The sequence below is a fragment of the Dyadobacter sp. CY326 genome (assembly GCF_021390515.1).
Lineage (GTDB): Bacteria > Bacteroidota > Bacteroidia > Cytophagales > Spirosomataceae > Dyadobacter.
Window position 1 is genome coordinate 634,748 of record NZ_JAJUXI010000003.1, and the last position, 14,283, is coordinate 649,030.

A 14,283-nucleotide genomic window follows, 5' to 3' on the forward strand; every position below is an offset into this window, starting at 1 on the left:
TCATTTATTTCGCCCCAACCTGCACTGCTGGCTCAGCTTCCAGACTTGGTGGAAATCCATTAAGCTGCCGCCATATTTCATACCAAACCGGCACTGACCTGAGGATAACCCGACCATACACGCCCGATCCCTGGCGCAACTGTTTCGGCCAGGGCTGATCTTTATCGGGGACAGGCAGGGTAGGCCTCACGAGCAGACGATATTTCCCGCTCTCGCTGCTTACCAAATCGATCACAGAAACGCGGCCCGCAAAAGTCCCGACTGCAACCGAAGGCCATCCCGAAAATTGAACCGAAGGCCAACCCTCAAATTGCAGACGCACATCACTATTGTTCAAAATCAGCGGAACATCCATTGCATCGACATAGATCTCGGCGGCAACAAGCGGCGCCTCGGGTTGCAATGTTGCTATGGATTCGCCCTCTTTAATGTTCTCCCCGATGCCCGCTTTCAGCGTTTTTACCACAAATCCTTTTTGCGGCGCACGCACCACATACAATCCGCGACGAATGGTCGTGTTGGAAATCTCATTGCGCAACTTGGCAATCTCACCCTGCGCGCTGACCTTGCTGGAAAGTGCGGAGCTCATTTCGGACTGCGCTTTTGCCAGCGACTGCTCATATTCGGCTCTGATATTATCCAGTTCAATGCGCGCATTAAGCAGTGACTGGATGGAGTTGTTGAGCTTGTTTTGCTGGCTGATAACCTTTGCATTGTCCTCCTGCAACTTCAACCTGCGCGATTCAATGTCGGTAAGAGAGAATAACCCATTTGTATAACCGGCTTCGTAACGCGCCAGCCGCGACTTGCTGATTTCGTAAAACCTCTGCACCGCCACGAGATCAGCGCTATCAATCTTGACATAGTTTTCCGCCTGATGCACTTTGTTTTCAGCCGAGTTCAATTTTATGGCAAGTCCTCTGGTCAATGCACGCATTTGCGCAGAAGTTGCTTCCATCTTCTGCGTGGCTGCGGCTTCGTTCCCGGCTTTGGCGGCAAGCTGTTCTTCAAGGCGCTTAGGCAGTTGCGGGTCAAAATATGACTGGCTGGTTTCTGAGATAATCAGAATGGTGTCGCCTTCATTTACGTGCTGTCCTTCACGGACTGCCCAATGTTCAATGCGCCCTCCTATTTGATTCTGAACCGTTTGCGGCCTGTCTTCCGGCCGCAATGCAGTAACATTGCCGCGCCCTGGAATGGTCTGCCGCCAGGGCATGAATAAAATAATAACAAAGACGAAAAGCAGTGCGAGCATCACTCTGCCCAGCATTTTAGGCCCTCGCGTTTTCAGAATTTCATGTTGGGAAAGGACTCCCATTGCCTCCCATTTCCCTTTTTCAGCTGCATTAATAGCCATTTGCCACCTCACTTTCTTCCAGTTCCAGGTCTGTAACGACGGCCAGTTTTTCACTGCCGGTGACCATATCAAAAATTGTATTCAAGCTTGTCATAAATTTTTCAACAGCGTAACTGATTTGAACAATAATAACCTCTGCCGCCACAAATTGTCCGAGTGTCATTTGGCGCTCAATTACATAATAGGAACCCATTAACAAAAGGCCACCCATGAGAAATGTCCGCAAAACAACGGAGCTGGCAAAGAATTTTCGAAGGATTCTGAAATGTGCGTTTCTTGCTTTCAGATATTTTGACGTAATCCTGTCGGTTTCTGTAATCACCTTCCTGAGTTGATCAGGCTGATAGCGATAATCGTCCAGATTGGCCGCGACTTTTTCCAAATAAGCCACCACTTCATATTTGTATTCTGATTCGTCAATGCTCGTAGCGACACCTCTTTTGTAAAAAAGGGCAAGCATTAAAAGGATCACAAGCACCGTAAAGACGCCAAACACGATGAAAACCGGGTGGTAAAACGAAAGCAGAATGGCCGCGAAAAAGATTTGAACTGTGGAAGCGACAACATCGACCAGCAATTTTGTAAGCCCTTTTTGAATGGTGATCACATCAAAAAAGCGGTTTACCAACTCCGGGGGATTTTCACCGGTCAACTCTTCCCTTTTAATTCTTGGGAAACGATAGGCAAATTCCAATGTCGCTTTCGCAAAGATCTTCTGCTCAATCACTTCCACCAGTGTCAATTGACCAATCAACAAAAGCCCGCCGACGACAACACCCATCAGCACGACACCGATAAGGATATACGTGGAACTGTACAATGCACCGTTTGACAAGAAATTGAAAACCGCCGTTGTGCCCAGTGGAAGCGTCAACCCGATGAGGCCGATGAGCATGGCGTAAATGAAAATATAGTTGATTGTGGTTCTTTCTACGTAAAGCATCCCCATTAACCTCTCCCAGGGGGTGGGAGCTTCGACATGATGTCCCTTCTTCATTCTATTATAAATTGTTAAACATAGACACGCGCACTAATTTGAAAGAGCCGCTTTTGCAGCGAACTCTTACGCATCATTGGACGCCGGAACATTATTTATCTTCCAGCGTTTCATGAGAATTTTCCCTGAAAATTTCTTTAAATGATATTGCTCCGGCTCTCCGATCAGAAACCCGAATGCCGTCATTGACGGAATAGCATCGAACACCACTTTTAAAACGGCCGTCATTGGAATTGCCAATATTAAACCGGCCAGTCCGAAAAGCATTCCGCCCAAAAGCAGTCCCACCAGCGCCATTAACGGATTAATACTCACTTTTCCGCCCACAATATTCGGGGTCAGGAAATTCCCTTCAAGGAACTGCACAACCTGAAACCAGGCAATAACGCCGACTGCATACCAGGCGCTATCTTTGGTCGCCAATGCAAATAATGCAGGAAGCACCGACCCGATTGCTATCCCAATGTAAGGCAACAGCATCAGCAAGGAAGCCAGAATGCCGAAAAACCACGCATAGGGAATGCCAAGCACAAGCAGACCGACCGTGTTCAGAATGGCGACAATGCCCATCACGGTGACAAGGCCGACCAGGTAACTTTGAACGACATAGTAAATTTTGTCCAAAACCTGACTAACCAGTTCCTTGGGTGTGGAGATAAATGCGTGAAAAAAGAATTCACGGAAAAAATCGCGATAATATAAAAGGAAGAACGTGAAAAGCGGGACAATAACCACTCCTGCCAGAATGCTCCCTACCGAACCAAATGCTGCACCAACGATAGCGCCCGCATTGGAAACGACTCTGTTGGTGAATGTGGTGATTTGTTTTGTGATTTGTCCTTCCTCTACGCCAAAACGAATGGTGATCCAATGGCGAATCGTATCCAGAATGTGCACAAAGCGAACTTGCATGTCATCTCCATTTGCACCGATAATCAAAACCTGGTGGACGATAAACCAGACCAGGCCGCCGATGAGAATGATGGCAATGAGCACAGCCAATAACGATGCGGTGACCCTGTTGAACTTGTATTTCTCAATAAACCTCGCAATCGGAAATAGCGAAATAGCCAGCAGAATGGAGAACATTAACGGAACAAGAACACTTTGCAAGGTGTAGAGCAAGGCAATGATCAGGACGAGGCTGAGCAGGGACGCTGCAAGTCCCACACTTTTCTGGTTTTGATGGATTTTAAGCATACTATAAAGCGTATTGAAAAGGGTTTTCGCACACGAACTCCGCATATATGCGTGATCTGTATTGCGTATAACCATACAAATATCAAAAAATCACGCCTTAGTTGCTCAAACAACTTTTAATTACTTTTTAATGTGACCATAAAACGTTTTTTCGTATAGCCAATTTGCAACCAAACAGGTCGCTTTGCGAAACAGTTAAACCGCTTTTACCATACGCACCGACAATTGAATTCATCAACAGTGTCCGGAATGTTCCTTTCGGTGACAGTGGATTGTCGCAACATCGAAGCGTATTTTCAAAACAAACGTCTCATCATAGTTACTTTGGTGTGCATGATATTCAAAGCAAAAAGGAATGCGCTATTTTCGAATGAGGGGGCTTTTTGACTAAAAGTCTATTCCAATATTAAAACCCGCTTTGCAACCAGCAGAGGCCATCAGCAGCTCAGGGCGTCGTGTAGTTTTTTCCACATTTGCGCACATACGCACTGAGAAGTGGACAAAGAATTCTGCAAATCAGAATTTTCAAGATTAATCAGCGAAGTCCGGCGAAAGTTGGATTGAGGAAGGCGTTAAGCCCATGGTATAATATTTTACTTGGAGTCATCGATCGGAAGCAGCTCCCATCCAAAAATAGGGAACTGGCTCTACTGAGACATCAAATGCAGGTCGGACGCTGCTTTTGTATTGATATTGAACAAGATAAATTAAAATTCGGGAAGCAAATATGTGGTTGGTTTGGGCAATTTTGGCTGCTATTTCGGCGGCATTGGTTACAGTTCTTACAAAGGCAGGTTTAAAAAATGTTGACTCCAGTCTGGCTTTTGCCCTTCAATCCCTCTTCATCGTTACGATCACCTGGATCGTGGTCGCATGGCAAGGAACATCTTCACAAATAAATCAGATCGAGACCAGAACCTGGATACTGCTGTCGCTTGCGGGGGTTGCTACTTCCCTCTCTACCCTGTTCTCTTTCAAGGCGTTATCGCTGGGAAAAGCATCTTACGTGACAACCGTGGAGCGTTCATCATTGGTGATTGCGGTCATTCTTTCAATCATATTTTTAAAGGAAAAAATCACCTGGCAATTGGTTGCAGGTGCCGTGCTGATTATCGGCGGTGCTGTTTTGATAGCAATGTCCGCACCGGCCGAATAGCGGACCAAAGCGACAAAAAGCGCCTGAATAGTTGTTTTAAAGGCAACGGATTGGTTTTTTTGAGTGAAATTTACAGGTAAAACAAAAATATGGCGTCGGGTTTCTTTGCAATTTTAGATGATATAGCGTTTCTGATGGATGATGTCGCGCTTGCGACAAAGGTGGCGACGCAAAAAACGGCGGGCATCCTGGGTGATGACCTCGCAGTGAATGCAGAGAAAGCAACTGGATTTTTATCCGAACGCGAACTCCCCGTCTTGTGGGCCATTACAAAAGGTTCGCTCGTCAACAAGCTCATTATCGTCCCGATCGCATTGGTGCTCAATGCCTTTTTACCCGCAGCCATTAATTACGTGCTGATTATGGGAGGCCTTTACCTCGCATATGAAGGTGTCGAGAAGATCATTGAATATTTTTTCCATCATCCCAAAGAAGAACATTCGGTCATTCAGGAAAATGGTGAGTTGAATGAGGACAACGAGAAAATAAAGGTTAAATCTGCTATCACAACAGACTTTATTTTGTCCATCGAAATCGTAATCATCGCCTTGGGAAGTGTGGTTGACGAAAATTTAACGACACAAATATTGACAGTTTCCACTGTTGCTTTGCTCGCAACTGTTGGCGTTTACGGCATTGTGGCGCTCATTGTCCGGATGGACGATGCTGGTCGCAAGCTCATTCAAAAATCGAACGACAAAGGGATTTTCTCGAAACTTGGCCACTTGCTGGTCAAGGCGCTTCCTGTTTTAATCAAAATTTTAGGGGCTGTCGGAACGGTTGCATTGCTGCTTGTTTCGGGTGGAATTTTCATTCACAACATTGAATACATTCACCACATTTTTCCGAATCTGCCGTCCATCATCAAGGAATTAGGACTTGGGCTGGTTGCGGGACTAATCGTTTTCCTGATCGTTACTGGTGGAAAAAAGTTGCTTTCGCTTGCTAAATCCTGACGCGCGCCACTGCCTCAACAGCCGGTTATTGCAATGTTTCTTTTGTTATCCACGGTTCAATGGGCGCGAATCATGAGCAAGCAATTCATCATCAACGGCAACTCCATTCAAGACATTGCGTCGTTTTACGAAGAGATCAACAGGCTTTTCATGGCTGATGAAGATTGGAAGATCGGCAATAGTCTCGATGCTTTCAATGATCTGCTTTATGGAGGATTTGGTGCGCTACGCAATGTTGACAGCGCAGAGATTGTATGGCTCAGCATTGATAAAAGCAGCGAAGCGCTGGGCATTGCGACGACAAGAAACTATTATATGGATAAGCTCAAACCGGATTCACCTTTTAACAAAAAGCATTTTGAGGAAGAGCTTGTGAGGCTCGAAAATGGCACCGGAGAAACTTATTTTGACACAATCATTGAGATTATTAGGGAGCATCCTAACCTAACGCTCGTAGGGTACATTTCGGAAGGCTAACTGCGTTCCCTATCCTCATTTTGCAAAATTGTAACTTTACAAAGTCATAAGGTTGATAACGCAAAAAAGCCGCCCCTTTCGAGGCGGCTCTTACTTATGTTTTGCTTGAATTAAGCTTTTGCGATATCTCTCAAAGCTTTGATTTCGTCATGTGCAGCAAAAATTCCTTGCGCCTGACTTCTCACCACTTCAATTGCAGATGCTGGAAGGTCATTGCTTGCCAATGCATCTTCGTAAGCTTCTTTGATTGCGTCTTCACCGCGTTCGGCTTCCGACAAAATGCTTGCGCGGTCGCTGCCGCCGAATAAAGATTTAATGTCGATCCAAGCGCGGTGCAAAGTTCCGCTTACGCTGTTGCCTGTTTCAATATCGTCGGCTGAGCCAACTATTGCAGCTAATTCCAGACCGTTTTTGCGGCTTTGTTCAGCATAGCCCTGGAACAATTGCTTCAAGTCAATATTTTCGTCCTGGATGTCTGCGATTGCTTTTTCAAATCCTGCTACACGGTCGTTATTAATTTCAATAAGATCATTAAGAACTCCGGTTGCATCACCTAATGTTGCCATAACGTGTTTTTTGTTTTGTTGAGATTCCAGACAATAAGAATATCGTGCCAAGGGTGATTTGACTCAGAATTGGGATATTTCTTGCACTTTCTTAATCCCTAAGTGCTCAAAACGTCGTTGTCTCATGCCTTATAGGCAACATCACGCACCAGCTTCTTCCCAAATTTGCCGACTTCAACGTAATCGTTTTCTGTAATCACGCCCCGCTCTATCCACTTAGAAATCAGCTGCGTTGTAACATTATATTTCTGTGCATATTCGGCGATAGTAAGCCAATCGGCCAGTTCCAAGACCTTTCCCTCACTCAGCAAAAAGTCCTTCCCTTCTTTGATGAGTGCATCTGCTCTTTGCAAAATATCATCAACATTCGTTTTTTCTATTGTCTTCATATTTGATAAGGTTATCATCCATTCCCACTTCATCAATCTTCCAATGCGCTGAGAATTCCCAGCAGGTAACTCAATCTATCCAAAAGTGCATCCACCTGGCTTGCTGTCAATGCTGCTTCATCCGAATCCCTAAGTGCCTGTCTTACTGCTGCTATTTCCATACGAATGTTGAAAATTAACTGACTTTTATTCATTGTTATAGTGTGAATTTTTGTGGAAAATACAAACTGACACGTTACGTGTCAATAGGTTTCTGGAAATTTAGGAAAAAAATTATCATTTCAAACGTCCAGTCGTTTCACCCAAATCTCGCTTCGAATGTGCTGATTTTTATTCAACTCGTGAAGATTTTACTAATTTGCGATGCTATCAGTTCACTTAACGCAATTTTCTTAACCAAACCTTAAACAATGGATATCGCAAAAATTTTTCAAAACAATCAAGACTGGGTCCACAGAAAGCTAGATTTAGAACCAGAATATTTCAGCAATCTGGCAAAAGGACAAACCCCTGATATCCTTTACATTGGCTGCTCAGACAGCCGCGTTTCAGCTGAGGAATTAATGGGCGTGGCGCCCGGTGAAGCATTTATATTAAGAAATATTGCCAATATGGTTCCCAACACGGACCTGAGCGTCATGTCGGTGATCAATTATGCTGTGGTGCACCTGAAAGTGAAACACATTGTGGTTTGCGGACATTACTATTGTGGTGGCGTGCAGGCGGCCATGAAATCGGGCGACTTGGGGATTTTGAATCCTTGGCTGAGGAATATTCGTGACGTTTACAGAACGCACAAAGAAGAATTGTCGGCCATTGAAAACGAGGAAGCGCGTTATAAAAGATTGGTTGAATTGAACGTTGAAGAACAATGTATTAATGTTATCAAAACAGCAGAAGTGCAAAAAGCGCAGCGCGACCGCGGGCTTACCGTGCACGGCTGGGTGTTTGATGTACATTCCGGTCAATTGATCGATTTAAAGATTGACTTCAAAAAGTTGCTTGAAAACATCATGGAAATTTATCGGCTTGATCTGAGCGAGCCTGAAAAACAAGCTGCGAAATAATTTCAGCTGGCATAATTCTGACTTTTTCCCGACTGGCGCATTTGATAATCATAATGCGCCAGTTTCATTTTGAATGTCGGGTGCATTGCTTATTTCAGCACATTGTCAAGCATATCCATCAAGGACTTAAAATCAACGGGTTTGACCAAATGTGCGTCGAATCCTACTTCCGCGGTCCGCCGCTTGTCTTCCTCCTGCCCGTAACCCGATAAAGCGATCATGGACAGCGACTGCCCGTGCTTTTCGCGAATGAGCGTGGCGGTTTCATAACCATCCATATCCGGCATTGCCAAATCAAGTATCACCAGGTCTGGCTTATGCGCTTCCACAGCATCCAGCGCATCTTGTCCGCTAAAACGCGTGTGAGTTTGATAGCCCTTCACCTTTAAAAACATGCCGAGTGTCGTCGCTGCATCCCTATTGTCGTCTACAACCAAAATCACTTTGCTATCCGGTTTATCTATGTTCTGGCTCATTAACTGTTGATTTGAAGTGGTAAACGAATAATAAACTCACTGCCCTTTCCGAGGCCCGCACTGCTCGCTTCTATTTCCCCGTTATGCTTTCCAATAAATTCTTTGACAAGCGTCAGACCCAATCCCAACCCTCCCTGCGAGCGCGTACGGGACGCATCCACTTGGGTAAAAAGTCCGAAAATACGCTCCAATTGATCAGGCGGGATGCCAATTCCGTCATCTTTGACGCGCAGCACCGCACCATCATCCTCTCGCGCCAATGTAAGCCAAATGTGTCCGCCTTCATGGGAGAATTTGCTGGCGTTGGTCAACAGGTTTCGGATGACCTGGGTAAGCCGCGTCGCGTCGCCTTCCAGGAAAATGGGGTCGTCGGGCAATGTTGCAACAAGTTCGCGTTGTGCATGATCGATCAGCGGACGAATGGCTTCAAGGGCTTCTTCAACGAGCTTCGTCAGATCAAGGCGTTCGAGTTTCAACAATATTTTACCCTGATTAATGCGGCTTACATCCAGCAGGTCATCAACCAGCCGCACAAGCTGCCCCATCTCCCGCCGCATCATTGGAAGCGCCGTTTCAAGTGGCAGGATCTCTTCCTTCCCATCGGATAATTCCAATAACATCAACGTGTTAGACAAGGTCGCCATTGGATTGCGCAGCTCGTGGGCTAATAATGCCAAAAATTCGTCTTTACGCCGGTCGGCTTCCAAAAGTGCCTCCTCGGCCTGCTTTTGGGCTGTGAGGTTTCGCATTACTTTCAAGATTCCCATGACATTGCCGGCTTCATCGAGCAATGCAGTTGAAACTCCGGAACCATAAAAACGCAAACCGTCTTTCCGCATATGCCAGCGTTCGTTCTCGGCCCGGCCAAGCCGAAGCGCTCTTTCCGCTTCCGCCTCGGGCGCTCCTTCTGCCCTATCTTCCGGCACAAAAAAGACGTCACCCAGCTGTCCCATGATTTCGTCTTCCGAGTAACCGATCATGCTTTCGGCCCCGGCATTCCAGCTGGTGACCCGACGTTCGATATCCAGCGTTAAGATCGCGTAGTCTTTTGCGCTCTCTAAAATAGCCCGCTGACGGAATTGAATTTGGCGTAATGCGCGCTCTGCCTGTTTCGTTGCCTCCACAACATCCCGGAGCCGCGCCTGCGTTTCTTCTGTATGCTTATGCTTCGTTATATCGCGTGCAATGCCGATCCATGATTCGATTTGTCCGTCCTCATCAATGAGCGGAATAGCCCGGGAAATCACCCAGCCAACGCCGCCATCGGCCTGATAAACCTGGTGTTCGAGCTCGAAAATGCTTTTTTTATGAATGGCCTCGTTGATGGCAGCGGTCACTTTTGCTTGCTCAAAAGGCGGAATGTATTGTTTAAACCAATCCTTATTTGACGCCAATGTCTCTTCTAAAAACTCAAAACTGTTGAGGTTATACATGATGCCCCAGTCCACGCTCATCTTGTAAAATGTATCTTTGGTGAGCATGGTAAGCAATTGAAACTTCGCCTGGGCAGCTGCGAATTCAACGGGACCGGGTGAACTTGTATGCGGATCGTGGTTAGTGTTCATGAAGGTTTTATGAAAGCAGGCGCGTCAATGCCAAGATCAAAACCAGTTTTAGTCAAGATCCCCCCGCTATATAAATTTCATGCCATGTTTACACCAACCTTTCCTTAATCGCCAGACTTACGGCTTCGGTTGCGCTGTTGACATAAAGCTTGTCGTAGATGTTGCGAATGTGATTGTTTACGGTGTTGTAAGTGATCCCACATTCCGATGCGATGATTTTGTAACTGTAACCTTTCACCAAAAAACCCAGAATGTGCTTTTCGCGCTCGGTTAAATGGTAATCTTTTTTGGCCTGCGTTTCGGCGGAAAAATAGCGTAACACTTTGGAGGCAATGCTGCCGGTCATGGGCGCGCCTCCTTCGAGGGCTTCGCTCAAACTTTCCAGGAATCGTTCGGGGCTTGTTTTTTTGAGAAGATATCCGTTGGCGCCTGCCCGGAGACTGTCAAAGATGCGCTCATCTTCTTCAAAGTTGGTCTGAATGAGCACGGGCAATGCGCCGAAATGCTTTCGGATGAGCCGGGTTGCGTCAATGCCGTTGATGCCGGGCATGTCAATATCCATGAGCACAAGCTCTGGTTTTGAACTTGTTATATCAGCTATGAGGTTGCTTGCATTGTGGAATGTGCCGGTGCACGTGAAGTCTGCGGAAAGGTTGAGCAGCATGGCCACGCTGCTTAATCTTTCCTGATTATCGTCGAAAATAATGATTCTTGATGCCATGGGTTAAAATTAGCGACTCACAAGCTCGCATAATATAGCAAATATTTGTCATGCTAATCAGGCTCAGAATGTCAATGTGACAATCGTCCCGACGTCTTTTGCGGACTGGATCAGGAGCTGACCTTTCATCTGGGCTGCACGCTGCTGCATGTTGGTCAGGCCATTTCCTTTTTTTGCGGTTGCACGATCAAATCCCTTTCCGTCGTCTTTGATAACCATTTTGGTCTTGCCCATTTCAAATTTTGTCTGCACTTCAACCGTCGTGCACTGTGCGTATTTGGCGGCATTATTTACGGCTTCTTTGAATATCAGGTAAAGATTTTTGCGTGTTTGCATGTCCAACTTCACATTGGCTAGCTGCGCATCCGTATCAAATTGAAAGGCAAAACCCTTCGATTCTGCTAAGGCGCTCCCAAAATGGAACATGCGCGCAAACACATCTTCAATTTCATCGCTGCCTGCTTTTACGCTCCAAACAATGTCGCTCAATCCTTCCTGAACCTGCTGCGCATTCTCCTTTATCTTTTGCACAACTTGCTGATGCTCTGCTTTTTCGATCTGCATTAAAAGTGCCTGGCTGTAAAATGTAATGCTGCTTAACGTGCTTCCAATTTCATCATGCATGTCGGCGCTGATGCCGTTGCGGATTTGCTGAATGTGCAAGACCTGCCGGAGCTGATATTGATAAAAAAGATAAAGCACAATGACCACAAATGCAATGCTGAGCACGAAGAACCATGGCGATTTATACCAGGGCGCCATGACCCGGATCGGCGCCTGCCACTCATTGTTACTCCAATCGGCGCCCGCCACGGAGACTTGCACTTTGAGGTTGTAGGTTCCAGCAGGCAGACTGTTGAAAAGCAGTTTATTTCCATTTTCGAACATATGCCACCGATCATCGTCCCAGCCTTCCAGTTTATAGCGGAACCGGTTCAATGCTGTATTTTCATAATCCGGGCTCATGAATGCAAATGCAAAAAGGCGGTCGCTGGGGTTGAAAACGATCTTTTGGCCTGGCTGGTGTGTTGTTACCGTGTCGGTCTGGTTTCGGTCCGCGGCATATTTAGAAAACGAGATCAGCCGCAAAACGCTTTCCTTTTTTTCACTCAAATCGAGCTCGTTCGGATTAAACGCGACGATGCCGTTTAACCCGCCGAAATAGAGCGTTCCATCTTTTGTTTTCAAATAAGATCCATGATTGAATTCCATGTGCGGAAGTCCATCGGCAATGCCGTAATTATGGAATTTTTGCGTCCGGGTGTTGAACCGCGACAAGCCTTTGTTGGTGCTTAGCCACAGATTTCCGCGCGCATCGGGCAATGCTGCATAAATGTTATTATCCGGCAGCCCATCCTGCGTTGTGAAGAGCTGGGCCTTTTTCCGAATCGTATCAATGCGGATAAGCCCCTTTGCTGATCCCGCCCACAATGCGTTTTCATGCCAAACCGTGTGAAATATTTCGGATGCAGGGAGCCGGATCTTGTCTTTTGCATCCTGTCCGTAATGTTCGTGAATGGTTGCGTCCTGATTTAAAACATACAATCCATTCGTCGTGCTCACCAGAACGCAGTTATGCGCCCACGTCATGAAATTGTTTACGCGCACATTTTTAACGTATGGACCCACCCGGTCGTTAAGCAGCACGGGTTTCATGTCCCGCGTATCGATTGTCGCCATGCCGCCCCACGTTCCTAGCCAGAATTTCCGGTCATTCAGTTTGTAAAAAGAAGTAAACCCACGGCCGCTGACAAATGGAAATTCGACCGGATAATAAAGCTCGGTCTCGGGATCGATTTTAATGAACTGCGTGCCATCTGTGACGGCATAAACCTCATTTTTGGTAAACAGCACTTTATAAGGAATGACATTGTCGCCCGGAATGTTCTTGGGGCGATGCAACACCATATGCCGGCTCAGCCCTGTTTTCGGGTTGATCTGGTGCAGTAAATAAGGAATTCCATCGCGATAAAAACCATAAGAACAAACCCAGATCATTCCCGAACTGTCTTCTGTAATGCCCCGAATGCTGCTGCCGATGTCTCCGGGTTTTTCCTGTGTTATGCTCAAATACTTTTTAAAAACCTCTTCCGTCAATGTGATCTTGAAAAGCCCGTCCATGCACGAAATCCAAAAGCTATCATCGGCGCTCAGCATTGCGGCGAAAAAGTAAATGCTCGCACCCGATTTCTGTTGCAGCCGTGCTGTCAGGTCCGTGAAGACGCCCGTTTTGTTGTTTAACAGGCCAATTTTCTCGGATGATTTGTACCATGTATGTCCTTTTTTATCTGGATAAATGGAATACGGGGCAAGCGGAGTGTCAGCGTCTCTCAACGAGCCAAACTCTTGATTGTTAAAGGAATATTTGCGCGTCCGGATTTTTCTGCTGCTTCTGTGCTCGTAGTAAATAGTCAATGTGTCCATGCTGAACTGCACTACGCTGAAGACCCGAAAGTTCTTCGTTATGAGATCTTTATTCAACAAATTGACACGATGGATAAGCTTCGCTTCCTCGCTGATTTTATCCAAAAAACTACTGTCATTGAGCGCATATCTGTTGTTTTGACCATCAACAAAAAATTGTGTGACCTGACTGCCAATGGCGGGTCCCTGCGCAGAATCAGCGGGCGGCGTATATAGACTTACCGGTAGATTATCTTTCCCGAGTTTAATCAGCTTCCCACGTGGAATCGCCACCCAGCCGTTTTGCTCTTTGTCAAAAAAAATATCCAGATTTTGTTTCGAATCGATCCCTTTCCAGTTGCGTGCAGGGTCTATCGTGGTGCATTTCAGACTTACCGGGTCTATGATACTGATGCCGCTGTTGTGCGTCACCCAGATATTTCCTTTCGGACCCGTTCTGATCTGGTTAATCAATGTGCGGCCGCCAATGGAGCGGGTCAGTATGTCTGTGAAGTTTTGAAATGTATAACCGTCATATCGCCAAAGGTCCTGACCGGTTCCCATCCACATAAAACCGCGCCCATCCTGGGCAAGGGAACGCGTGTTTCGGCTGGGCAAACCCTGCTCCGGTCCCAGCAGCTGAATGTTCACCCGCGTTTGCGGCGCCTGGGCAAAGCAGGTGTAAATACAACATTGGAACAGTAAGAAAAGGAATCCAAAACAGTGAATTTTTCCAGGTAAACGAAGGACGTTGAGCTTTAAAGTTTTGCGCTGCATGCAGAGACAGACCGAATTTGTAGGAAGAGTTAATCAAAATACTCTAAAATCTGATTTTTGGATCAAACCAAAGTGTCATTTTTTTAAGATCAGATATTTAAATAAGGGGGATAAGGTAAATCAAAATCAACGATATAGCAAGAATTTGCTATTGCGCTGTGACCGCTAGTTGCCTT

Annotated in this window: 14 protein-coding genes; 4 read left to right on the forward strand and 10 right to left on the reverse strand. The window is 46.2% G+C overall.

Annotation, left to right across the window (positions count from 1 at the left end):
• Nucleotides 1–4: 4 nt before the first annotated feature.
• The 3 genes from LZG73_RS07025 to LZG73_RS07035 all read right to left on the reverse strand — a co-directional run bounded on the left by LZG73_RS07025 (nt 5) and on the right by LZG73_RS07035 (nt 3,554).
• The gene (locus LZG73_RS07025; protein ID WP_233847145.1) at nt 5–1,357 is read right to left on the reverse strand and encodes an HlyD family secretion protein; all 1,353 of its coding nucleotides are present in this window, start codon (nt 1,355–1,357) and stop codon (nt 5–7) included.
• Nucleotides 1,347–2,354 (reverse strand): ABC transporter transmembrane domain-containing protein, encoded by a 1,008-nt coding sequence (locus LZG73_RS07030; RefSeq protein ID WP_233847146.1) that lies wholly within the window; start codon nt 2,352–2,354, stop codon nt 1,347–1,349. Before LZG73_RS07030 ends, LZG73_RS07025 begins: the two co-directional genes overlap by 11 nt.
• Before the next feature lie 66 nt (nt 2,355–2,420).
• Nucleotides 2,421–3,554 (reverse strand): AI-2E family transporter, encoded by a 1,134-nt coding sequence (locus LZG73_RS07035; RefSeq protein WP_233847148.1) that lies wholly within the window; start codon nt 3,552–3,554, stop codon nt 2,421–2,423.
• A 727-nt stretch (nt 3,555–4,281) separates the two neighbouring features.
• Here LZG73_RS07035 and LZG73_RS07040 point away from each other — a divergent pair.
• From LZG73_RS07040 to LZG73_RS07050, 3 genes are all read left to right on the forward strand, one after another.
• Complete coding sequence (locus LZG73_RS07040; protein WP_233847150.1) at nt 4,282–4,710, forward strand: EamA family transporter; 429 nt, start codon at nt 4,282–4,284, stop codon at nt 4,708–4,710.
• Nucleotides 4,711–4,799: 89 nt separating this feature from the next.
• Complete coding sequence (locus tag LZG73_RS07045; RefSeq protein ID WP_233847152.1) at nt 4,800–5,666, forward strand: DUF808 domain-containing protein; 867 nt, start codon at nt 4,800–4,802, stop codon at nt 5,664–5,666.
• A 72-nt stretch (nt 5,667–5,738) separates the two neighbouring features.
• On the forward strand, nt 5,739–6,143 hold the full coding sequence (locus tag LZG73_RS07050; protein WP_233847154.1) for a ribonuclease inhibitor: 405 nt from the start codon (nt 5,739–5,741) through the stop codon (nt 6,141–6,143).
• A 110-nt stretch (nt 6,144–6,253) separates the two neighbouring features.
• Here the strand turns inward: LZG73_RS07050 and LZG73_RS07055 are convergent, their stop codons facing one another.
• From LZG73_RS07055 to LZG73_RS07065, 3 genes are all read right to left on the reverse strand, one after another.
• Nucleotides 6,254–6,709 (reverse strand): PA2169 family four-helix-bundle protein, encoded by a 456-nt coding sequence (locus LZG73_RS07055; RefSeq protein ID WP_233847155.1) that lies wholly within the window; start codon nt 6,707–6,709, stop codon nt 6,254–6,256.
• Between the two features lie 122 nt (nt 6,710–6,831).
• The gene (locus LZG73_RS07060) at nt 6,832–7,098 is read right to left on the reverse strand and encodes a hypothetical protein (RefSeq protein WP_233847156.1); all 267 of its coding nucleotides are present in this window, start codon (nt 7,096–7,098) and stop codon (nt 6,832–6,834) included.
• Between the two features lie 32 nt (nt 7,099–7,130).
• A complete protein-coding gene (locus tag LZG73_RS07065; RefSeq protein WP_233847157.1) occupies nt 7,131–7,292 on the reverse strand; it encodes a hypothetical protein in 162 nt (53 codons plus the stop codon).
• A 216-nt stretch (nt 7,293–7,508) separates the two neighbouring features.
• Between LZG73_RS07065 and LZG73_RS07070 the strand changes: the two genes are divergently transcribed.
• A complete protein-coding gene (locus LZG73_RS07070; protein ID WP_233847158.1) occupies nt 7,509–8,165 on the forward strand; it encodes a carbonic anhydrase in 657 nt (218 codons plus the stop codon).
• An 89-nt stretch (nt 8,166–8,254) separates the two neighbouring features.
• On the opposite strand, the gene LZG73_RS07075 is transcribed toward LZG73_RS07070, so the two are convergent.
• The 4 genes from LZG73_RS07075 to LZG73_RS07090 all read right to left on the reverse strand — a co-directional run bounded on the left by LZG73_RS07075 (nt 8,255) and on the right by LZG73_RS07090 (nt 14,107).
• Nucleotides 8,255–8,641 carry a response regulator gene (locus LZG73_RS07075; protein WP_233847159.1) on the reverse strand — a complete coding sequence of 129 codons (387 nt, stop codon included), beginning with the start codon at nt 8,639–8,641 and terminating at the stop codon, nt 8,255–8,257.
• A complete protein-coding gene (locus LZG73_RS07080) occupies nt 8,641–10,206 on the reverse strand; it encodes an ATP-binding protein (RefSeq protein ID WP_233847160.1) in 1,566 nt (521 codons plus the stop codon). The genes LZG73_RS07075 and LZG73_RS07080 overlap by 1 nt, the downstream gene beginning before the upstream one ends.
• A gap of 88 nt (nt 10,207–10,294) precedes the next feature.
• Entirely contained in the window at nt 10,295–10,927 is a 633-nt protein-coding gene (locus LZG73_RS07085; protein WP_233847161.1) for a response regulator transcription factor, read from the reverse strand.
• 63 nt (nt 10,928–10,990) lie between these two features.
• Complete coding sequence (locus tag LZG73_RS07090) at nt 10,991–14,107, reverse strand: two-component regulator propeller domain-containing protein (protein WP_233847162.1); 3,117 nt, start codon at nt 14,105–14,107, stop codon at nt 10,991–10,993.
• Nucleotides 14,108–14,283 lie beyond the last annotated feature (176 nt).